The organism is Streptomyces sp. SID13726, assembly GCF_010548375.1.
In the GTDB taxonomy this organism is placed as follows: Bacteria; Actinomycetota; Actinomycetes; order Streptomycetales; family Streptomycetaceae; genus Streptomyces.
The window spans coordinates 53,692-75,285 of the sequence record NZ_JAAGLY010000033.1 but is presented as its reverse complement, the minus strand read 5'-3'; the positions used below and the strand labels follow the sequence as shown (position 1 = coordinate 75,285).

Sequence of the window (21,594 nt, the reverse complement as noted above, 5' to 3'; positions counted from 1 at the left end):
AACAAGACGTCGGTCATGGGCTGGCAAAAAGAGGGCGCCGCCCCGGGGAGTCGAACCACCGGGGCGGCGCCCTGACCGTGTGCCCGCCGACCTACGGGAAGGTCAGCTTCCAGCTGTTGATGTAGCCCGTGTCCTGGGCCGCGTTGTCCTGGACCCGCAACTGCCAGGTCCCGTTGGCGACCTCGGAGGAGGCGTTCACCGTGTACGTGGTGTTGAGGTTGTCCGTGCTCCCGCCGGTGCCGTACGCCTTCAGCGTGTACGCCGAGCCGTCGGGGGCGATCAGCTGCACCTGGAGGTCGCCGATGTAGGTGTGCACGATGTTCACCGCGACCGCGAGGTTCGAGGGCGCGTTGCCGGTACGCCCCGACACGGTGATCGGCGAGGTGACCGCCGCCCCGTTGTCCGGAATCGATACGTCGGTGGTGGACTCGAACGAGGTGCCACCGCCGCCGCCACCGGGACGCGAGCCGACCGCCACGCCCGCCCAGGCGTTCGCCACGGCCGTGTACTCCGCGCTGGTGGTGCCGTACAGCTCACCGGCCGCCGCGAGGGTGCCGGTGCGGGCGCCCGCGTAGTTGGTCGTCGAGGTGAACTTCGTGGTCAGCGCGCGGAACCAGATCTTCTCCGCCTTGTCCCGGCCGATGCCGGTGACCGGAAGCCCGTCCGAGGTCGACGAGTTGTAGGTGACACCGTTGATGGTCTTGGTGCCGCTGCCCTCCGACAGGAGGTAGAAGAAGTGGTTCGCCGGGCCGGACGAGTAGTGGACGTCCACCGACCCGATCCCGGAGTACCAGCTGTCCTTCGACGCGCCGTCCTTGCTCGGCTTGTCCATGTAACGCAGCGGCGTGCCGTCGCCGTTGATGTCGATCTCCTCGCCGATGAGGTAGTCACCGACGTCGGAGGAGTTGTTGGCGTAGAACTCGACGGCCGTGCCGAAGATATCGGAGGTCGCCTCGTTCAACCCGCCGGACTCGCCCGAGTAGTTGAGCCCCGCGGTGTTCGACGTGACGCCGTGGGTCATCTCGTGACCGGCCACGTCGATCGCGGTGAGCGGGTGGGTGTTGCCCGACCCGTCGCCGTACGTCATGCAGAAGCAGCTGTCCGACCAGAACGCGTTGACGTAGTTGTTGCCGTAGTGGACCCGCGAGTACGCGCCCACCCCGTCACCGCGGATACCCGAACGCCCCTGCACGTTCTTGTAGTAGTCCCAGGTGAGCGCGGCACCGTAGTGCGCGTCCGCGCCGGCCGTCTCCGCGTTGGAGGCGCTGCCGTTGCCCCAGATGTCGTCCGGGCCCGAGAAGAGGGTGCCGGTGCCGGAGGTGCCGCGGTTGAGGTTGTACGTCTTGTGGTTGCCGCGCGCCCCGTCGGTCAGGTTGTACGTCGACCCGGACTGGGTGGTGCCGAGGGTGACCGTGCCGCTGTACATGGTGTTGCCGGTGCCGGTCTCGATGCCCTGGTACTCGTAGAGCTTCGCGCCGGTCGCCGCGTCCGTGACGACGTGCAGCTCGTTCGGAGTGCCGTCCTCCTGGAGGCCGCCGACGACCGTCTCGTACGCCAGCGTCGGCGTGCCGTTGCCGGCCCAGATCACCTTGCGCGGGGCGCGGTTGGTGTCGGCCTTGTCGGCGCCTGCCGCCTTCGCGAGCGTGAGCGCCTGCTTCTCGGCCTTGGCGGCGGGCAGGGCCGCGGTCGTGGTGGCCGGCTTGATCACCTTGGCGGTCGCCTTGACGACACCCTCGGTCGCGCCGGACTTCGTGGTCTGAACGACGAGGTCGCCGCCGAGGACGGGCAAGCCGTCGTAGGTGCGCTCGTAGCGGGTGTGCAGCGTGCCGTCGCCGTCCTTGAGGACGTCACGCACGACCAGCTTCTCCTTGGCGCCGAGGCCGAGGTCCTTGGCGGTGTCCGCCTTCGTGGCGTTCGCCTGGCGTATCAGCTCGGCGCGCTGGGCCGGGGTGAGCTTGATGGACTCGGCGCCCGGTATCACCTTGCCCGCGGCCGACGGTGCCTTCTCCGGGGCTGCGGTGGCGGCGCCCGACTGGACGGCCGCGGCGATCAGGGCGGAGACACCGACGAGGGCCACGGCAGCGGCCTTGCGGTGCAGGGTGTGGGGGGTGCGTCTGTGGGAGGAACTGTCTCTCAACACTGACTCCTTCTGCGCGGCCGCGGATCGCACGGCCTGGGGAGACCGGACGGTGGGTCGACCGTCCGGGCACAACATGGAGGTACGCAGAACGGTGTTGCTGTGGGGTTGCTGTGAAGTTGCCGTGGGAAGAGTGGCAGTGGATTGCGCTGTCTGTCAGGAGCGCGTCAGAAAGTTGGCCGGAAACGGTTCGTTGTCCGGTAGTTCATGTTCGATATACGGTCCGGAGATCAGCTGCCGCCCGGCCCTCCGTGCCACGAACCCCACAGCGCCGCGTACGCACCGTCGGCCGCCACCAGCTCGTCATGGGTGCCGAGTTCGGTCAGCAGGCCGTCCTCCATCACCGCCACCCGGTCCGCGTCGTGCGCGGTGTGCAGCCGGTGCGCGATGGCGATGACCGTACGCCCCTCCAGTACGGCGGCCAGGGCGCGCTCGGTGTGCCGCGCGGTCGTGGGATCGAGCAACGCGGTCGCCTCGTCCAGGATCAGCGTGTGCGGGTCCGCCAGCACCACCCGCGCCAGGGCGAGTTGCTGCGCCTGCGAGCCGTCCGTCCGCCGGCCGTCCGCGCCCAGCGCGGTGCCGAGCCCCTCCGGCAGCTCCCGCACCCACCCGTCGGCCCCCACGGCGGCCAGGGCGGCCCACAACTCCTCGTCCCCGGCGCCGGGTTCGGCGATGAGGAGGTTGTCGCGGACCGTGCCCAGGAAGACATGGTGCTCCTGGGTGACCAGGACCACCTGACGGCGCAGCCGCTCGGGACCGAGACCGACGACCGGGACCCCGCCGACGGTCACCGAGCCGGACGTCGGCGCGTCCACCCCGGCCAGCAGCCTGCTCAGCGTGGTCTTCCCGGCACCCGAAGGACCCACCACCGCGAGCCGTTCACCCGGGCGCACGGTCAGGTCGACACCGTGCAGCACCTCGCCACCGCGCCCGTAGGAGTAGCGCACGTCGACGACGTCGATGCGGTCGTCGGCGGGCGCCGCGGAGTCCTTCGAGTCGCCGCGCGGCGCCCCGGCCAGGCCCTCCACGCGGGCGAACGAGGCACCGCTGGACTGGAGTTGCTCCACCCGCACCAGGATCTGGTCGAGCGGGTTGACCAGCTGCTGCAGATACAGCGCCGCCGCCACGACCGAGCCCAGACTCAGCACACCCCGCGCGTGCAGCAGCCCGCCGACCAGCAGCACGCCCGCCACCGGAAGGACGTACGCCACCTCCACCACCGGGAAGAACACACTGCGCAGATAGAGGGTGTGCAGTCGGGTGCGGCGGGCCGTGTCGAGGGCGTCCCGGCTCGCCCCGATCCTGCGCTCCTGGAGCCGGAGCGCCTCGACCGTGCGGGCGCCCGACGCGGTCGCCGCGAGGATCTCCGCCACCTCGGAGGTCGCCGCGCCCTCGGCCAGATAGCCGTCCCTGGCCCGCCGCAGATACCAGCGCAGGGCGCACCAGATCGGCAGCAGACCGAACACGCCGACCGCGCCGAGCAGCGGGTCCAGGAAGAAGACCGCCGCGAACAGGAAGACGAACTGCACGGAGTTGATGAACAGTTCGGGGCCCGCGTCACGCAGCGTGGTCCCCACGGTGGCGACGTCCGCGGTGCCACGCGCGGTGAGGTCGCCGGTGCCGGCCCGCTCCACCACCGAGGCGGGCAGCGCGAGCGCGCGGTCCACGAACTCCTCGCGGATCCGGGCGAGGGTGCGTTCGCCGAACCGGTGGCCGACGTAGCGGGCCCAGCGGGCCAGCAGGAGCTGGATGCCCGCGCACCCCACGAGGACGAGGGAGAGCCGGTCCACGGCGGCCACCGTCGTGCCGGCCCGGACCTCGTCGATGATCCGGCCCAGCAGCCAGGGGCCGGCGAGACCGGTCACGGCGGCGAGGGCGTTCAGGGCGAGTACGGCGGTGAAGGCGCGGGAGTCCTGGCGGATCAGCCGGAGGGAGGCGCGCCGGATGGCCGGCTGGTCGGCGACGGGGAGCTGACCGCTGCTCACTTCATGACCTCCACGTCCCTCGCGACCAGGGCGCGGTATCCCGGTTCCGCGATGAGGAGTTGCTGGTGGGTGCCGGTCGCCGCGAGTCTGCCGTCGACCAGGTAGTGGACCGTGTCGGCGTGGTCGAGGACGAGCGGGGAGGTGGTGGTGACGACTGTGGTGCGGCCCGCCCTGGCCTCTCGCAGGCGCTTGGCCACCAGGGCTTCCGTGTGGGCGTCCAGGGCGGAGGTGGGATCCACGGCGAGGAGGACCTCCGGGTCGGCGAGGAGGGCTCTGGTGAGCCGGATGCGTTGGCGCTGGCCGCCGGAGAGGTTGCGGGCCTGGGCGTCCATCGGTGAGTCGAGGCCGTCCGGGAGGGCCTGCGCGATGTCGTCCGCCACGGCTGCGTGCAGGGCGGCTGCGCGTTCGTCGTGGCTGGTCGCGCGGTTCCCCGCGCTCCTAGGGGGCTCAATGACCTCGGCCAGTGTTCCTGCGAACAGGTCCGCCTCGTGGTCCGCCAGCAGGATGTGCTGTCTGATCCGGGGCAGCCTGATCTCGTCCATCGGCACTCCCGCCCAGGTCGCCCGGGACGGGGTGTAGCGGGCCACCCGGTCCAGTACCGCCGCCGTGTCCGCCGGGCGGGCCGAGGCGAGGGCTGTCAGGCGGCCCGGGAGGATGTTCACGCCCGAGTCCGGGTCGTGCAGGACCGAGGGTTCCGTCGGGGCGTCCTTCGTGCCCCTGTCCTCCAGTGGCTCCAGGCGCAGGAAGCCGACGACCCTGCGGGCGGCCACGACACCCCGGCTCAGTTGGTATCCGCACTCCACCCAGAACGCCACCGGGCCCACCAGCACCGCGACATAGCCGTACACCGCCACCAACTCGCCGATGGTGATGTCCCCTTGGGCGGCCAGGCGGGCCGCCATCCAGGTGACCACGGCGAGGAACAGGGTGGGCAGACCGACACCGAGGGCCTGGACCCAGCTGGTGACCGCGCCGACCCGGTAGCCCTGGGCCCGCAGGTGCCCGCTGTCGCGGTGGAAGGCGTCGGCGACCAGGCCCTTGCCGCCCAGGCCGTTGAGGACGCGCAGGCCGCCCGCGAGGTCGGCGATACGGGCGGTGAGGACACCCTGGCGTTCGCGGTACTCCGTCTCGGCGCCCTGGAGGCGGGACAGCAGCGGGCCGACCAGGAGGACGATCGCCGGGATGCCGAGCAGCACCACGGTCGCGAGGAGCGGGGAGACCGACACCAGTACGGCGGCCACCGCGAGGTAGGCGACACACGCGCCGACACCCGGGCCAACCACCGTGAGCGCGGTGGCGATCGTCTGCACGTCGCCCACGCCGATCGTGACGACCTCCCCGGCCCCGGCCCGGCGCGAGAGCGCGGCCCCGAGCCGCACCGCCTGGCCCACGACCACCTTGACCGTGCGGAAGTTGGCGTCCATCCGCACCCGGGTCATCGTGCGGTGCCGCATGATGCTCAGCCAGGCGTTGAAGGAGCCCACCACGAACAGCGCGACGCTCCAGCCGGTGAGCGCGCCCCAGTCGCCCGGCTCCAGGCCCTCGTCGATCGCCTTCGCCATCAGATACGGCGTCGCCGCCAGCAGCACCATCCAGGTACTGCCCAGCAGCGCCCCCGCGGCACACCGCCCCGGCTGCCGGCGCACCAGCCACCACAGATACCGCCAGCCGCCCCGGACGTCGGGCGTGCCCGGATCCTCGTACGCGTCGATCACTCGTCCCCCTGGTAGGTCACGCCGGAGCCCTGGTAGGTCACGCCGGAGCCCTGGTGGGTCGCGCCGGACCCCGGGCAGGTCACGCCAGGCTGTCCCGCCACGCCCGGTGCAGGTCCGCGAACCGCCCTGTGCCCGCGATGAGTTCGGCCGGCGCCCCGTCCTCCACGATCCGGCCGTGCTCCATGACCAGGACCCGGTCGGCGATCTCGACGGTCGACAGCCGGTGGGCGATCACCACCGCGGTACGGCCCTTCAGGACCGTCGACATCGCGCGCTGCACCGCCCGCTCGCCCGGGATGTCCAGCGAACTGGTCGCCTCGTCCAGGATCAGCACCGCCGGATCGGCGAGCAACGCCCGCGCGAACGCCACGAGTTGCCGCTGGCCCGCCGAGATACGGCCGCCCCGCTTGCGTACGTCCGTGTCGTAGCCGTCGGGCAGGGCGCTGATGAAGTCGTGCGCGCCGATCGCCTTCGCGGCCCGCTCGATCTCCTCGCGCGTGGCGTCCGGGCGGCCGATCGTGATGTTCTCGGCGACCGTGCCGGAGAACAGGAACGCCTCCTGCGTCACCATGACCACCCCGCACCGCAGTTCGGGCACCGCCAGCTCGCGCAGATCGACGCCGTCGAGGAGGACCCGGCCCCGCGAGGGGTCGTAGAAACGCGCGAGGAGCTTGGCGAGGGTCGACTTCCCGGCGCCGGTCGAGCCGACCACCGCGACGGTCTGCCCGGCGGGGAGCGTCAGGTCGAAGCGGGGCAGCACCTCGCCGCCGGTGCGGTAGCCGAAGGAGACACCCTCGAAGACCACCTGGCGGCCCGGACGGTCCGCGGACTCCGGTGCCGGGAGCTGCCGGGGAGCCGACGGCTCCGGCACGGTCGGGGTCTGGGCCAGCAGACCCGCGATCTTCTCCAGGGAGGCCGCCGCCGACTGGTAGGAGTTCAGGAACATGCCCAGCCGGTCGATGGGGTCGTACAGCCGCCGCAGATACAGCACCGCGGCCGCCAGCACACCCAGCTCCAGCGAGCCCTGCGCCACCCGGTAGGCGCCCCACAGCACGATCCCCGCGACGGCCGTGTTGGCGACCAGCCGGGAACCGACGACATAGCGGGCCATCTCCAGGAGCGCGTCGCCGTTGACCCGCTCGTGGCGCTTGTTCAGTGCGCCGAAGTCGGCGTCGTTGGCGGCCTCGCGGCGGAACGCGCGCACCGGGCGGATGCCGTTCATCGTCTCCACGAACTTCACGATCACCGCGGCGATCGCGGTCGACCGCTTCCGGTACACCCGCCCGGCCCGGCGCTGGTAGAGCCGCACCAGCCCGTACAGCGGCACGAAGGACGCCACCGCGACCGCGCCGAGCCCCAGGTCCAGCCAGAGCAGCAGCGCGGAGATGTACAGGAACGACAGGATCACGGTGACGAGTTCCTGGAGGCCCTCGTCGAGCAGTTCGCGCAGGGACTCCACGTCCGCGGTGGAACGGGAGATGAGCCGGCCCGAGGTGTAGCGCTCGTGGAAGTCGATGCTCAGCGCCTGCGCGTGCCGGAAGATCCGGCCGCGCAGGTCGAGCAGCACGTCCTGGTTGACGCGCGCGGAGGCCCGGATGAACGCGTACTGGAGCGCCCCGGAGGCCAGCGCGCACAGCAGATAGCCGGCGCCCACCGCGATCAGCGGGCCGTTGTCGTGGTCCCGGAACGCGGGCACGGCCCGGTCGATCGCGTACGCCACCAGCAGCGGGCCCGCCTGCACGGCCGCCTGCTGGAGCAGCAGGAGCAGGGTCGTGACGGTGACCCGCGCCTTCATCGGGGCGAGCAGCGAGCGCAGCAGGAGGGCGGTGGCGTGCGGGGGAGCGGGCAGCCGGTCCTGGTCGAAGGCGTCGTCGGAGTGCTCGGGTCCCGGCAGCTCGGGGTCCTCCGCCGTGGTGGGCGCGGACGTGGTGGGGGCCGTCATCGGGCGTCCTCCGTTTCCCCGGACCCGGACATCAGGTGCGCGTACTCGGCGTTGGTGTGCAGGAGTTCGTGGTGGGTGCCGACGGCGGTGATGCGGCCGTCCGACAGCAGGGCGACGCGGTCGGCGAGCTGCACGGTGGAGGGGCGGTGGGCGACGATCAGCGCGGTGGTGTCCGCGAGCACGTCCCGCAGCGCGGCCTCGACCGCGGCCTCGGTGTGGACGTCCAGGGCGGACAGCGGGTCGTCCAGGACGAGGAACCTCGGCCTGCCGACGACGGCTCTCGCGAGGGCGAGGCGCTGGCGCTGGCCGCCGGAGAGGCTGAGGCCCTGTTCGCCGACCTGGGTCCCGGTGCCCTGGGGGAGGGCGTGGGCGAAGTCGGCCTGGGCCACGGAGAGCGCTCTTCGCAGTTCTCGTTCGTCCGTGCCCATCAGGACGTTCTCGGCGACGGTGGCGGAGAAGAGGGTGGGTTCCTCGAAGGCCACGGCGACGATCGAGCGCAGCGTCTGCCTGGACAGGGCGGTGATGTCCTCGCCGTCCAGGGTGATGCGGCCGGAGGTCGGTTCGTGGAGGCGGGGGAGCAGGGCGGTGAGGGTGGTCTTCCCGCTGCCTGTCGCGCCGACCAGGGCCATTGATTCGCCGGGGCGGATGTGGAGGTCTATGCGGTCCAGGGTGGGCGGGGAGTCGGGGGCCGCGTCCGGATAGCGGAAGGAGACCGCGGTGAAGCGGATGCCGTCGTTGTCGGACGACGGCCGGTGGGGGCTGGTCCCCGCGCCCCTGAAGGCGCTGTCCGCCTCGGGTACTTCATCCATCGCCTCGAAATAGCGCTCCGTCGCCGTCGCCGCCTCCTGGCTCATCGCCAGCAGGAAGCCGATCGACTCGACCGGCCATCTCAGTGCCAGGGCCGTCGACAGAAACGCCACCAGCGTGCCCGCCGACAGGTCGCCGTCCGCGACCTGGACGCAGCCCAGGACCAGGGCGGCGGCGATGGCCGCCTCGGGGAGTGTGGTGATGACCGCCCAGATCGTCGCCAGCAACCGGGCCTTGCTCAGCTCGGTCTCCCTCAGCCGGCCCGACAGTTCCCTAAAGGCCCGCGCCTGCGACCTGTGGCGGCCGAAGCCCTTGATGATGCGGATGCCGAGGACGCTCTCCTCGACGACCGTCGTGAGGTCGCCGATCTGGTCCTGGGCCTTCCGTGCCACCAGGTGGTAGCGCCGCTCGAAGACCACGCAGGTGACGACGACGGGGATCGCGGGGCCGAGGATGACCAGGCCGAGGGTCCAGTCCTGGAGCAGCATGATGCCCACGCCGACCAGGATCGTCACGCCGTTGACCAGGAGGAACGTCAGCGGGAAGGCGAGGAACATGCGCAGCAGCATGAGGTCCGTGGTGCCCCGGGAGAGCAGCTGGCCGGACGCCCAGCGGTCGTGGAAGGCCACCGGCAGGCGCTGGAGGCGGCTGTACAGGCCCGCCCGCATCTCGGCCTCGACATGCGACAGCGGGCGGGCCACCAGCCAGCGCCGCAGCCCGAACAGCAGCGCCTCCGCGATGCCGAGCAGCAGCAGGTACAGCGCTCCGAGCCACACGCCCGCCGTGTCCCCGTCGGCGACCGGGCCGTCCACCATCCACTTCAGGACGAGCGGGATCACCAGCCCCGTACAGGAGGCGAGGATCGCCACGAACGCGGCGGTCAGCAGCCGCGCGCGGGCGGGCCTGACGTACGGCCACAGGCGCAGCAGGGTCTTCACGGCCGAGGGGTTCCCGGTGGGTGCATGTGTGGTGGACATCAACTGCGAGCCTACGGATCGGCACTGACAGCGCCCAGCGAGTTTTGGCCGGACCGGAGTCGGTCGCCGGACCTACGACCTGCGTGTTCGAGGGGTCGTACGGCCGCATCCACCGATCGGTTGATGCCGGGTCGAGCGCGACGGGCGATGTGGCGCGGGGGCCCGCGCCGGGACGCTGGAGCCATGTCCGTCATCGAAGTCAGCGAACTGCGCAAGTCCTACGGAGGCCGGGCCGTCGTCGACGGGGTCTCCTTCGCCGTCGAGGAGGGCGAGATTTTTGGAATTCTTGGCCCGAACGGCGCCGGGAAGACCACCACCGTCGAATGCGTCGAGGGCCTGAGGGTTCCCGACGCGGGGCGCGTCCGGGTCACCGGACTCGACCCCGTCGCTGACCACGCGCGCGTGGCCCGCGTGCTCGGCGCCCAGCTCCAGGAGAGCGAGCTCCAGGCCAAGCTCACCGTCCGCGAGGCACTGGAGCTGTACTCCGCGTTCCACGAGAAGCCGGCCGACTGGCGGCCGCTCGCCGAGCGCCTGGGGCTCACCGAGAAGCTCACCACCCGGTTCGGCAAGCTCTCCGGCGGCCAGAAGCAGCGCCTGTTCATCGCGCTCGCGCTCGTCGGCAACCCCCGGATCGTCGTCCTGGACGAGCTGACCACCGGCCTCGACCCACGCGCCCGCCGGGACACCTGGGAGCTGATCGAGGACATCCGCGCCAACGGCGTCACCGTCCTGCTGGTCACCCACTTCATGGAGGAGGCGCAGCGGCTCTGCGACCGGATCGCCGTGATCGACAAGGGCCGGGTCGCCGCCCTCGACACCCCGGCCGGTCTCATCCAGCGCTCGGCGGGCGCCACCGTCATCAGCTTCACGCCGTCCGCCCCGCTGGACGACCGCGAGCTGAACGCGCTGCCCGCGCTCGCCTCGGTCGAGGACCACGACGGCCGTCTCGTCCTCTCCGGCACCGACGAGACCGTGAACGCCGTCATCACCCTGCTCGCCCGCCGCCATGTCACCGCCCACCATCTCCGGGTCGTCGACGCCACCCTCGACGACGCGTTCCTCGACCTCACCAAGACCGACACCCAGGAGGCCACGGCATGAACACCGCCGTCCTGAAGACCGAGATCCGCCTCTTCCGCCGCGAGCCCGGCGCCCTCTTCTGGATCCTGCTGTTCCCGACCCTGCTCCTGGTGATCCTCGGCTCCATCCCGGGCTTCCGGCACCACGAGGCCGACCTCGGCGGCCTCAGGACCATCGACGTCTACGTCCCCGTGGCCGTGCTCCTCGGCCTGATCGTCGGCGGCCTCCAGTCCATGCCGCAGACCCTCACCGGCTACCGCGAGCGCGGCATCCTGCGCCGTATGTCCACCACCCCGGTCCGCCCGACCGCCCTGCTCACCGCGCAGATGACGGTCTACGGCGGCGCCGCCCTGGCGTCGGGTCTGCTGGCGCTGCTCGTCGGGCGGTTCGGTTTCGCCGTACGACTGCCCAAGCAGCCCTTCGGATACCTGCTGGCGCTGGTGCTGGCCGTGCTGGTCGCCCTCGCGCTCGGCGCGGTGGTCTCCGCGCTGTCCCGGACCACGAAGATCGCCGGTGCCATCGGGTCCGCGGTGTTCTTCCCGGCGATGTTCTGCGCGGGGGTGTGGGCGCCGGTGCAGACCATGCCGCACGTCCTCGCGCGGATCGTCGGGTACACGCCGTTCGGTGCCGCCGCCGAGGCGCTGAACCGGGCCGCGGCCGGGCACTGGCCGGGCTGGACCCACCTGGGCGTGCTCGTCGCCTGGTCGGTGCTGCTCACGGCCGCCGCGTCGCGCTGGTTCCGCTGGGAGTAGGGGCCGGGCCGTGCAGACTGGGGAGATGAACGCGTCGGACCCGCAGATCGAGCGGCGGCTGGAACAGCTCCACGTATGGGGGCCGTACGCGCTGCTCGGCATCAGCTCCCTTGTCGCGGTCGCCTCCGTCCTCATCGCGGACGGCGTGACGGCGGACCCCGCCGACTGGTACTCGGCCGGAGGGCTGATCGCCGCCGCGACCGTGCTGCAACTCTGGTGGCACGGCACGCGGTACCGCCGGGCCGACCGCGGCCGCAGCCCGTCGCGGGCCGGGACGGCGTACTACGTGGTCCGCTGGGGCATCGCCTTCTCCCTCACCGTGATCAACCCGTTCTTCGCGTTCTACGCCGCCACCGGCTACATGGACGCGGACGAGCTGATCCCCGGCATGTGGCGCAGGCTCGGGCTGCTGGCGACCTCCGTCATCGTGGCGGGCGCGCAGGTCGGGGGGCTGCCGGTGGGCAGCACGGCCGAGTGGCTCGGATTCGTCGGGCTCCTCTTCGTGAACTTCGGCCTCCAGGCCTTCGTCGCCCACATCACCGAGCAGGAGGAGCGGCGCTCCAAGGAGCGGGCCGAGACCATCGAGGCGCTCCAGCAGGCGCTCGACGAGAACGCCGCCCTTCACGCCCAACTCCTCGTCCAGGCACGGGAGGCGGGGGTCGCCGACGAGCGCCGGCGGCTCGCCGCCGAGATCCACGACACCCTCGCCCAGGGCCTGACCGGCATCATCGCCCAGCTCCAGGTCGTCGCGAACGCCCCCGACCTGGACATCGCCCACACCCATCTGGAGCGCGCCTCCGACCTCGCCCGGCACAGCCTCGGCGAGGCCCGCCGCTCCGTGCACAACCTCGCCCCGGTCGCCCTGGAGGACGACGGACTGCCGGAGGCGCTGAAGAAGACGGTCGCCGAATGGGGCGAACGCACCGGTGTCCGCGCCGAGTTCACGGTCACCGGCACCGCGCAGCTGCTGCACGAGGAGGTCGCCGCCACCCTCCTGCGCATCGCCCAGGAGGCCCTGTCGAACGCGGCCCGGCACGCCCGCGCGAGCCGCCTCGGGGTGACCCTGTCCTTCCTGGTCGACGAGGTCATCCTCGACATCCGCGACGACGGCGTCGGCTTCGACCCGCTCGCCCTGCCCGCCCGCACCCGCACCGGCGGCTTCGGCCTCGACGGCATGCGGGCCCGCGCCGAACGCATCGCGGGCCATCTCACCGTCGAGTCCGAACCCGGCCACGGCACCGCGCTGTCGGCTCGCGTACCGTTGGTCCGCCATGACCAGTGACATCTCGGTGTTGATCGTCGACGACCATCCCGTCGTACGGGACGGTCTGCGCGGCATGTTCGAGTCCGCGCCCGGCTTCACCGTGCTCGGTGAGGCGTCCGACGGCGTCGAGGCGGTCGAGCGGGCCGCCGCGCTCGACCCCGACGTGATCCTGATGGACCTGCGGATGCCGGGCGGCGGCGGGGTCGACGCCATCCGCGAGCTGACCCGCAGATCCGCCCGCGCGAAGGTGCTCGTCCTCACGACGTACGACACCGACTCCGACACGCTCCCCGCGATCGAGGCGGGCGCGACCGGCTATCTCCTCAAGGACGCCCCGCGCGACGAGCTGTTCACGGCGGTACGGGCGGCGGCGGAGGGCCGCACGGTCCTCTCCCCGGCGGTCGCCTCCCGCCTGGTCTCCGCCGTCCGCACCCCGAGGGCCCCCGCGAGCGAACCCCTCTCCGCCCGCGAGCGCGAGGTACTGGCCCTGGTCGCCAAGGGCACGTCCAACCGCGAGATCGCCCGCGAACTGTTCATCAGCGAGGCCACCGTGAAGACCCACCTCACCCACCTGTACGCCAAGCTCGGCGTCAACGACCGCGCGGCGGCGGTCGCGACGGCGTACCAGCGGGGCATCCTGGGCTAGCCGGGGTACGGGAGCAGACCGGAGGCGGTCCTCTCCCACGCCGCCTTCAGCTCGGCCAGCAACTCCGGTCTGTCCGGCGCGAGATCGGCCTGTTCGCGCAGGTCGGTGCCGAGGTCGTAGAGGTGGTCCTTGCCGGTGGAGTCCTGGTAGTACTTCCAACGTCCGCGCCGAAGCGCCCGGTTGGCCCGCACGCGCCAGAACAGGTCGCGTTCCGGGAGGTCTTCGCCGCGCAGCAGGTAGCCCGCGAGGCTGGTGCCGTCCAGCGGGTACGCGGGGTCGGGGCGGGCGCCCGCGAGTTCCAGGAAGGTCGCCGTCCAGTCGGGGGAGAAGTTGGGCTCGTGGCTGACCAGGCCGCCGTCGACGCGGTGCGGCCAGCGCACGATCGTCGGCACCCGGATGCCGCCCTCCTGGAGGACGAACTTCTCGCCGCTGAGCGGCCACAGGTACGACCAGCGCTCACCGCCGTTGTCGCTGGCGAAGTACACCAGCGTGTGCTCCTCCTGCCCGGAGCGGCGCAGCGCGGTGAGCACCTCGCCGACGGCCGCGTCGAGGCTCTCCACCATCTCGGTGTACTTGGCGACCGAGCCGCCGTCGTAGTGGTTGAGCGCGGCCGAGATCTCCGCCTGGCTCCTCGCGGCCCGGATCTTCGCCGCGACCTCGGCGCCGGTCTCCGCGTCGCCCTCCGCGAGCCAGGGCCAGTGCGGGGTCGTGAAGTTGAGGTTCAGCAGCCAGGGCGTGCGGTGGTCGCGGCTCACGTACTCCACGGCCCGCTCGGTGAGGACCTCCGTGTAGTAGCGCAGGTCCTTGTGGGTGGCGTCGCCCTCGTAGAGGTCGTAGTCGCCGAGCTGGCCGAGCTTGGAGAAGTACTCCAGCACACCGCCCCGGTTGCCGAAGAACTCGTCCCAACCGGACTTGGTGGGGCTGTAGTCGGGCAGCCAGCCGCAGTGCCACTTGCCGATGAGGGCGGTCGAGTAACCCGCCTTCTTCAGCAGGGAGGCGAGGGTGGGGTGGTGCGGGTCCAGGCCCTGCGTCCTGTCGGCGATCGGCTCGGCGAGCCCGCCCGGGGTGCGTCCCGGATACCGCCCGGTGTACAGGCTGAACCGGGTCGGCGAGCAGGTCGACGACCCCGAGTACGCGTCGGTGAACCGCACGCCCTGCCGGGCCAGCCGGTCCAGGTTCGGCGTCCTGATGTGCGGGGCGCCGTACGACGACAGGTCGGCCCAGCCGAGGTCGTCGCCGAGGATGACGAGGAGGTTGGGGCGCTTGCCGGACGCGGTCTTCGCGGTACGGGCCGCGAAGGGCCGTTCTTCGAAAGGAGCGGCTTCCGCGGTGGTCGTCGTACCGGCGACGGCGGTCACGGCGCCGCCGCCGACGAGACCACCGAAGGCACGGCGGGATATCTCGGGCATGGGAGCGAGTCTGATCAGCGGGGCCGGGTGCTGGCCAGCGATCACATGTACTGTTCACGGACCTGCAACAACGCCTCAGCCCGCCACCCGCAGCAGCAGTACCGACCGCGCCGGCACGGTGATCGACGCTCCCGCCCGGTGCGTCGCCCCCGGTGCCTCCCCCTGCTCCTCGCTCGACGTGTCGACGACCACCTCGTACCGCTCCGCCCACGGCGGACCCGGCAGCAGGTAGGCCGCCGGGCGGTCGCCGGCGTGCAGGACGGCCAGGAAGCTGTCGTCGAGGATCGGGTCGCCGCGTTCGTCCCGGCCGGGGATGTCCCGGCCCGACAGATACATGCCGAGGGTGGCGGCGGGCGCGTACCAGTCGCGTTCCGTCATCTCGGTGCCGCGGGCCGTGAACCAGGCGAGGTCGCGGATCCCGTCCGCGGAGTGCGCGCGCCCCGAGAAGAACGCCCGGCGCCTGAGCACCGGATGCCGGTGGCGCAGCTCGATCAGCCGGGCGGTGAGGTCGAACAGGGCCTTCCAGCCGGGGTCTTCGAGGAGCTCCCAGTCGACCCAGCTGATCTCGTTGTCCTGGCAGTAGGCGTTGTTGTTGCCGCGCTGTGTGCGGCCCAGCTCGTCGCCCGCGACCAGCATCGGCACGCCCGTGGACAGCAGCAGAGTGGTCAGCAGGTTCCTCAACTGCCGCCGCCTGAGCGCCCGTACGCGCTCGTCGTCGGTCTCGCCCTCCGCACCGCCGTTCCACGCCCGGTTGTCGTCGGTGCCGTCCCGGTTGCCCTCGCCGTTCGCCTCGTTGTGCTTCCTCTCGTACGACACCAGGTCGCGCAGCGTGAAACCGTCGTGCGCGGTGATGAAGTTGACCGAGGCGTACGGCCGCCGCCCACCCCACGCGTACAGGTCGCTGGAGCCGGAGAGCCGGTAGCCGAGGTCCCGCACGTCCGGCAGCGCGCCCCGCCAGAAGTCCCGGACGGCGTTGCGATAGCGGTCGTTCCACTCCGTCCACAGGGGCGGGAAGGCGCCCACCTGGTAGCCGCCGGAGCCGACGTCCCACGGCTCGGCTATCAGCTTCACGCGCCGGAGCACCGGGTCCTGGGCGATGACCGCGAGGAACGGCGAGAGCATGTCGACGTCGTGCATCGAGCGGGCCAGCGCGGCGGCCAGGTCGAAGCGGAAGCCGTCCACGCCCATCTCCGTCACCCAGTAGCGCAGCGAGTCGGTGATGAGCCGCAGGACGTGCGGCTGGACCACGTGCAGCGTGTTGCCGCAGCCCGTGTAGTCCGCGTACCGCCGGGCGTCCGACTGGAGTCGGTAGTAGCCCCGGTTGTCGATGCCCTTGAGGGACAGCGTGGGGCCCAACTCCCCTGCTTCCGCGGTGTGGTTGTAGACCACGTCGAGGATCACCTCGATGCCGGCGGCGTGCAGCGCGCGGACCATGCGCTTGAACTCGCCGACCTGCTGGCCCGTCGTACCGGAGGCCGCGTAGGCCGCGTGCGGGGCGAAGTAGCCGATGGAGTTGTAGCCCCAGTAGTTCTTGAGGCCCCGGCGCAGCAAGTGGTCCTCGTGGGCGAACTGGTGGACGGGGAGCAGCTCCACGGCCGTGACGCCCAGACGGACCAGGTGGTCGATCGCGGCGGGGTGGGCGAGACCGGCGTACGTCCCGCGCAGCTCCTCCGGGATGCCGGGGTGCAGCCGGGTGAAGCCGCGGACGTGCAGCTCGTAGATCACGGAGTCGGCCCACGGCGTCTTCGGCCTGCGGTCCTCGGCCCAGTCGTCGTCATCGTGGACGACCACGCCCTTCGGGACGTACGGCGCCGAGTCGCGGTCGTCGCGCACGGTGTCCGCGACCTGCTGCTGAGGCCAGTCGCGGACATGGCCGTACACCTCGGGCGGCAGGCCGAAGTCGCCGTCCACCGCGCGGGCGTACGGGTCGAGGAGGAGCTTCGCCGGGTTCCAGCGGCCGCCGGTCCAGGGGTCCCAGCGGCCGTGCACGCGGTAGCCGTAACGTTGACCTGGCAGCACGCCGGGGACGAAGCCGTGCCAGATCTCGTGGGTGAGTTCGGTCAGGCGGGCGCGGGTCTCCTTGCCGTCGGCGTCGAACAGGCACAGCTCGACGGCCTCGGCGCCGCCGGCCCACAGGGCGAAGTTGGTGCCGGCGACTCCGTCGGGGCCGACGCGGAACCTCGCGCCCAGCGGGGTGGGGGCGCCGGGCCACACGGGCACGCTCGGTACGCCTCGCCGGGTGCCGTTCACCAGCGCGGCGGGGCGCTCCTCGGCGGCTTCCGTCACCGCCTCCTGCTCGGCTGCGCTGGACACCCGGCCTCCCACGGCTCGTGGAACGAGGTGGCAAAGGGCGCGTGGCGTCCCGGCCACGGCACCCTTTCACGTCGTTCTCCCCACTGTTCTGCCCAGCGCTCGCCGTGCATTCACGGGTTCGCTCCGCCGGGTTGGGCCGGGCGCCCGGGGATGCGCCGGGTTCTGTCGTGCGGCGGGTGCGGGTGAGCGGGGGCTGGTCGCGCGGTTCCCCGCGCCCCTGAGCGGGTGCGGTCGGGGCCGGTCGTCATGGGCCCTCGGCCGGGGTTCCTCCGCTCACGTTTCTCCCGGGTGGCCGTTGTCGTTGGGTGGGCGTGAGGCATCGACTTGGGCGCGCTCGGCGCGCGGGGGCCGCTCTGGCCGCCGTACTGACATGGGCAGGACTGCTGGCCGGGGCCGACGGCTGCACCGAGGGCGGAGGTGGGGGGATCGGTGGGGTCGGGGGGTTCGGGAAGCCGCCCGCGCCCGAGGACGTGATCAGGGTCGCGCCCGACGACGGGACCAAGGGCGTGGCACCCGAGGAGAAGCTGCGGGTCAGGGTTCCGAACGGGCGGCTGGAGTCGGTCACCGTCGTCAAGTCCCAGGACGCCCAGGAGTACCCGGTGCCCGGGCACATCTCCGACGACGGCCTGCGCTGGGAACCCGACGAGGGACAGCTCGCCCTCGCCGCCAAGTACACGGTCGACGCGGTCGCCCTGGACGGTCACGGCCGCCGCTCGGCCCGCCACACCACCTTCACCACGTACGTCCCCGAGGAGCGCTTCATCGGGTACGTCACCCCCGAGAACCGCTCCACCGTCGGCACCGGGATGATCGTCTCCCTGGAGTTCAACCGGGAGATCAAGGACCGCGCCGCCGTCGAACGCGCCGTGCACGTCACCTCGAAGCCCCCCGTCGAGATCCGCCCGCACTGGTTCGGCGACGGCCGCCTCGACTTCCGCCCCGAGCACTACTGGAAACCCGGCACCCGCGTGACCGTCGCGCTGCGGCTGCGGGACGTCGAGGGCGCGCCCGGCGTCTACGGGCTCCAGTACAAGACCTTCTCCTTCACCGTCGGCCGCAGCCAGGTCTCCCTCGTGGACGCCGCCGCGCACACCATGCAGGTACGGCGGGACGGCGAGCTGCTCGCCACCGTGCCGATCACCGCGGGGGCGCCGAGGACGACCACGTACAACGGCAGGATGGTCGTCAGCGAGATGCTCGAAGTGACCCGGATGAACAGCCGCACGGTCGGCTTCGGCGGCGAGTACGACATCCCCGACGTCCCGCACGCCCTGCGCCTGACCGACTCCGGCACCTTCCTGCACGGCAACTACTGGGCGCCGGACGCCCCCGGCAAGGTCAACGTCAGCCACGGCTGCGTGGGCCTCAGGGACGTCAAGGGCGGCAGCTCGGACACCCCGGCGGGCTGGTTCTTCGACCGCAGTCTCATCGGCGACGTCGTCGAAGTCGTCCACAGCGATGACAAAAAGGTCGCTCCCGATAATGGGCTCGGGGGGTGGAATATGAGTTGGAAGGCATGGAAGGCGGGCAGTGACTGAATGGTGACCTTGTACTGACGGGAAACTCAAAATTATCTGGTTAATATGCGCCGACCGCGCGGGGAGCGCGAGCGCAATGCGGGTCTGACCAGGCCCGGCGAGGGGAGACGAGTTGAACGTGCGACCGATATCGGGGGCGTCGGTTGACGCGCGGGGACGAGCGGCCAGGGGAGCGGCGCTGATCGTCGGCGTCCTGCTGGCCGTCACCGCGTGCGGCGGGGGAGGCTCGGACTCCGGGGACTCCAAGGGCAAGGCGGCGGGGAACTCCTCCCAGGCGGAGACCAAGCAGTCCGAGGCGGTCGTCGCCATCGCCCCGAAGGACGGCGCGCAGTCCGTCGACACCAGTGGCGCGCTGAAGGTCAGCGCCACCAAGGGCAAGCTGACCGAGGTGCAGGTCAAGGATGCCAAGGGCACCGCGATAGCCGGGAAGATAGCCGCCGACGGCGCCTCCTGGACGCCGTCCCTCCACCTCGCCTCGGGCACCAAGTACAGCGTGCACGCGGTCGCCAAGGACTCCGCGGGCCGTACCGCCGCCGAGGACTCCAGCTTCACCACGCTGACCCCGAAGAACACCTTCATCGGCAACTTCACGCCCGAGGACGGCTCGACGGTCGGCGTCGGGATGCCGTTCTCCGTCCGCTTCACCCGGGGCATCACCAGCCCGGCGGACGTCGAGAAGGCCATCACGGTCAAGACCGAGCCGGCCGTCGACGTCGAGGGCCACTGGTTCGGCAACGACCGCCTGGACTTCCGTCCCGAGAAGTACTGGAAGGAGGGCACCAAGGTCACCGTCAGCCTCAACCTCGACGGCGTCGAGGGCCGCAAGGGCGTCTACGGCAAGCAGGACAAGACGGTGTCCTTCACCATCGGGCGCAACCAGGTCTCCGTCGTGGACGCCAAGAAGCACACGATGAAGGTCACCCAGGACGGCAAGACGGTCAAGACCATCGCCGTCACCACCGGCAAGCCCGGCTACGACACCTGGAACGGCCAGATGGTGATCAGCGAGAAGCTCGCGGTGACCCGGATGAACGGCGAAACGGTCGGCTACGGCGGCGAGTACGACATCAAGGACGTCCCGCACGCCGCCCGCCTCACCGACTCCGGCACCTTCATCCACGGCAACTACTGGGGCGGCGACGCCTTCGGCAACTACAACGCCAGCCACGGCTGCGTGGGCCTTCGGGACGTCAAGGGCGGCTACGACAGCGGTGTACCGGCGGCCTGGTTCTTCAACCACTCGCTGATCGGTGACGTGGTGGTCGTGAAGAACTCCGACGACGCGACGGTGGCACCGGAGAATGGCCTCAACGGCTGGAACATGTCGTGGGAGAAGTGGAAGGCGTAGTCCTTACGACGATCAGCGGCCCCGGTGTTGTGAGATACGGCACCGGGGCCGCTGTCGTTAGTCGCCGTTAACCTGGCCTGCATGACCGTGAATCTCGAAGTCGCCGAAGGCGTCGGCACCATCCGTCTCGACCGGCCGCCCATGAACGCGCTGGACGTGGCCACCCAGGACCGGCTGAAGGAGCTCGCCGAGGAGGCGACCCGGCGTGCGGACGTGCGCGCGGTGGTCGTGTACGGCGGGGAGAAGGTGTTCGCGGCGGGCGCGGACATCAAGGAGATGCAGAACATGGACCACACCGCGATGGTCCTGCGCGCCCGCGGTCTCCAGGACTCCTTCACGGCGGTGGCCCGCATCCCCAAGCCGGTCGTCGCGGCCATCACCGGCTACGCGCTGGGCGGCGGCTGCGAACTCGCGCTGTGCGCGGACTTCCGGATCGCCGCGGACAACGCCAAGCTGGGGCAGCCGGAGATCCTGCTCGGCCTGATCCCCGGCGCGGGCGGCACCCAGCGCCTGGCCCGGCTGGTCGGCCCGTCCAAGGCGAAGGACCTGATCTTCACGGGCCGGATGGTCAAGGCGGACGAGGCGCTGACGCTGGGTCTGGTCGACCGGGTCGTGCCCGCCGACGAGGTGTACGCGCAGGCGCACGCCTGGGCGGCGAAGCTCGCGCAGGGTCCGGCGCTCGCGCTGCGCGCGGCGAAGGAGTCGATCGACACGGGCCTGGAGACCGACATCGAGACGGGCCTCGCGGTGGAGCGGAACTGGTTCGCGGGCCTGTTCGCCACGGAGGACCGTGAGCGCGGCATGAAGAGTTTCGTCGAGGAGGGCCCCGGCAAGGCGAAATTCCTCTGAACCACTTGCAATTGACGCGATGTCTGATCCGGGTCCCTCGATGGGGCGGTTTATGGGAGCCTTAAGGCAACCTTAACTCTGCCTTGTCGAGGGAGTCCGTCGATTGCCTCCAACCGAGCCTCCGCCGCAGGTCAGACGGGCTACTGAAGGCACTGAAGTGCCGTTGGCATATGCCGATCGACTCCCTCGGAACGACGCATTCCGGGGGGCGTATTCGTCAGGAACGGCCCCGGGGGACGCCGTCGGCGGCCATGATGGGGGCATGGCGGGGCTGGAGGGTTTCGAACAGCCGCGGGGAGACGGCCGTGTGACGGCGGCACGCTGGTCTCCGGCGGTCGAGGACGAGCACGCACAGAAGGCGCTCGAACTGTTCGGAAATCCCACGGAGGCCGAGGTTCCGCTCCCGTCCCGGCCCGAATCCGCGGCCGCCGCCCGCCGGTTGACCCAGGTGATCGTCCTGCGCCACTGGGGGCTCACCCCGAAGATGACCGAGGACGCGGTGTTACTCGTGTCCGAACTCGTCGGCAACGCCGTACGGCACACCGGGGCGCGGGTGTTCGGGCTGCGGATGAAGCGGCGGCGCGGGTGGATCCGGATAGAGGTGCGCGACCCGTCCCGGGGGCTGCCCTGTCTGATGCCGGTACAGGACATGGACGTCAGCGGCCGGGGACTGTTCCTCGTCGACAAGCTCTCCGACCGATGGGGCGTGGATCTGCTGCCGCGCGGCAAGACGACGTGGTTCGAGATGCGGGTGGCGGATCGGTAGGGGGGCGGAGGGGCGGCCGGGCCCGCTAGTCGGGCCGACCGCCGGCCGGGCCGCGTGCTGGCCGGG

General features: G+C 71.3%; 15 protein-coding genes. 8 read left to right on the top strand and 7 right to left on the bottom strand.

Annotated features, from left to right (window positions below):
* Positions 1–91 precede the first annotated feature (91 nt).
* The 5 genes from G3I78_RS43075 to G3I78_RS43055 form a co-directional block, all read right to left on the bottom strand.
* The gene (locus tag G3I78_RS43075; protein ID WP_164435251.1) at positions 92–2,137 is read right to left on the bottom strand and encodes a M4 family metallopeptidase; all 2,046 of its coding nucleotides are present in this window, start codon (positions 2,135–2,137) and stop codon (positions 92–94) included.
* A 230-nt stretch (positions 2,138–2,367) separates the two neighbouring features.
* A complete protein-coding gene (locus G3I78_RS43070; protein ID WP_164435249.1) occupies positions 2,368–4,122 on the bottom strand; it encodes an ABC transporter ATP-binding protein in 1,755 nt (584 codons plus the stop codon).
* Positions 4,119–5,837, bottom strand: coding sequence for an ABC transporter ATP-binding protein (locus G3I78_RS43065; protein ID WP_164435247.1), 1,719 nt, complete (start codon positions 5,835–5,837; stop codon positions 4,119–4,121). The genes G3I78_RS43070 and G3I78_RS43065 overlap by 4 nt, the downstream gene beginning before the upstream one ends.
* A gap of 79 nt (positions 5,838–5,916) precedes the next feature.
* Positions 5,917–7,779 carry an ABC transporter ATP-binding protein gene (locus G3I78_RS43060; protein WP_164435245.1) on the bottom strand — a complete coding sequence of 621 codons (1,863 nt, stop codon included), beginning with the start codon at positions 7,777–7,779 and terminating at the stop codon, positions 5,917–5,919.
* On the bottom strand, positions 7,776–9,563 hold the full coding sequence (locus G3I78_RS43055; RefSeq protein WP_164435243.1) for an ABC transporter ATP-binding protein: 1,788 nt from the start codon (positions 9,561–9,563) through the stop codon (positions 7,776–7,778). Before G3I78_RS43055 ends, G3I78_RS43060 begins: the two co-directional genes overlap by 4 nt.
* Positions 9,564–9,746: 183 nt before the next feature.
* Here G3I78_RS43055 and G3I78_RS43050 point away from each other — a divergent pair, with 183 nt between their 5' ends.
* From G3I78_RS43050 to G3I78_RS43035, 4 genes are read left to right on the top strand one after another with little or no spacing between them, the layout of a single operon-like run.
* A complete protein-coding gene (locus G3I78_RS43050) occupies positions 9,747–10,664 on the top strand; it encodes an ABC transporter ATP-binding protein (protein ID WP_164435241.1) in 918 nt (305 codons plus the stop codon).
* On the top strand, positions 10,661–11,395 hold the full coding sequence (locus G3I78_RS43045; RefSeq protein ID WP_164435239.1) for an ABC transporter permease: 735 nt from the start codon (positions 10,661–10,663) through the stop codon (positions 11,393–11,395). Before G3I78_RS43050 ends, G3I78_RS43045 begins: the two co-directional genes overlap by 4 nt.
* 25 nt (positions 11,396–11,420) lie before the next feature.
* The gene (locus G3I78_RS43040) at positions 11,421–12,677 is read left to right on the top strand and encodes a sensor histidine kinase (protein ID WP_164435237.1); all 1,257 of its coding nucleotides are present in this window, start codon (positions 11,421–11,423) and stop codon (positions 12,675–12,677) included.
* Positions 12,667–13,305 carry a response regulator transcription factor gene (locus tag G3I78_RS43035; RefSeq protein ID WP_164435235.1) on the top strand — a complete coding sequence of 213 codons (639 nt, stop codon included), beginning with the start codon at positions 12,667–12,669 and terminating at the stop codon, positions 13,303–13,305. Before G3I78_RS43040 ends, G3I78_RS43035 begins: the two co-directional genes overlap by 11 nt.
* Here G3I78_RS43035 and G3I78_RS43030 read toward each other — a convergent pair.
* Both G3I78_RS43030 and glgX read right to left on the bottom strand, forming a co-directional pair.
* Positions 13,302–14,714, bottom strand: a complete 1,413-nt coding sequence (locus tag G3I78_RS43030) for a sulfatase-like hydrolase/transferase (protein WP_203616301.1) — start codon at positions 14,712–14,714, stop codon at positions 13,302–13,304. The two genes, G3I78_RS43035 and G3I78_RS43030, sit on opposite strands and share 4 nt — an antisense overlap.
* Positions 14,715–14,789: 75 nt before the next feature.
* Positions 14,790–17,027 carry a glycogen debranching protein GlgX gene (gene glgX, locus G3I78_RS43025; protein WP_164435230.1) on the bottom strand — a complete coding sequence of 746 codons (2,238 nt, stop codon included), beginning with the start codon at positions 17,025–17,027 and terminating at the stop codon, positions 14,790–14,792.
* Between the two features lie 311 nt (positions 17,028–17,338).
* On the opposite strand from glgX, the gene G3I78_RS43020 reads away from it, so the two are divergent.
* The 4 genes from G3I78_RS43020 (at position 17,339) to G3I78_RS43005 (ending at position 21,528) form a co-directional block, all read left to right on the top strand.
* Positions 17,339–18,565, top strand: coding sequence for an Ig-like domain-containing protein (locus G3I78_RS43020; protein ID WP_164435228.1), 1,227 nt, complete (start codon positions 17,339–17,341; stop codon positions 18,563–18,565).
* Positions 18,566–18,677: 112 nt separating this feature from the next.
* Entirely contained in the window at positions 18,678–19,913 is a 1,236-nt protein-coding gene (locus tag G3I78_RS43015) for an Ig-like domain-containing protein (RefSeq protein WP_164435225.1), read from the top strand.
* 81 nt (positions 19,914–19,994) lie between these two features.
* Positions 19,995–20,762, top strand: a complete 768-nt coding sequence (locus G3I78_RS43010; RefSeq protein WP_164435223.1) for an enoyl-CoA hydratase-related protein — start codon at positions 19,995–19,997, stop codon at positions 20,760–20,762.
* Between the two features lie 262 nt (positions 20,763–21,024).
* A complete protein-coding gene (locus tag G3I78_RS43005; RefSeq protein WP_164435221.1) occupies positions 21,025–21,528 on the top strand; it encodes an ATP-binding protein in 504 nt (167 codons plus the stop codon).
* Positions 21,529–21,594: the final 66 nt, after the last annotated feature.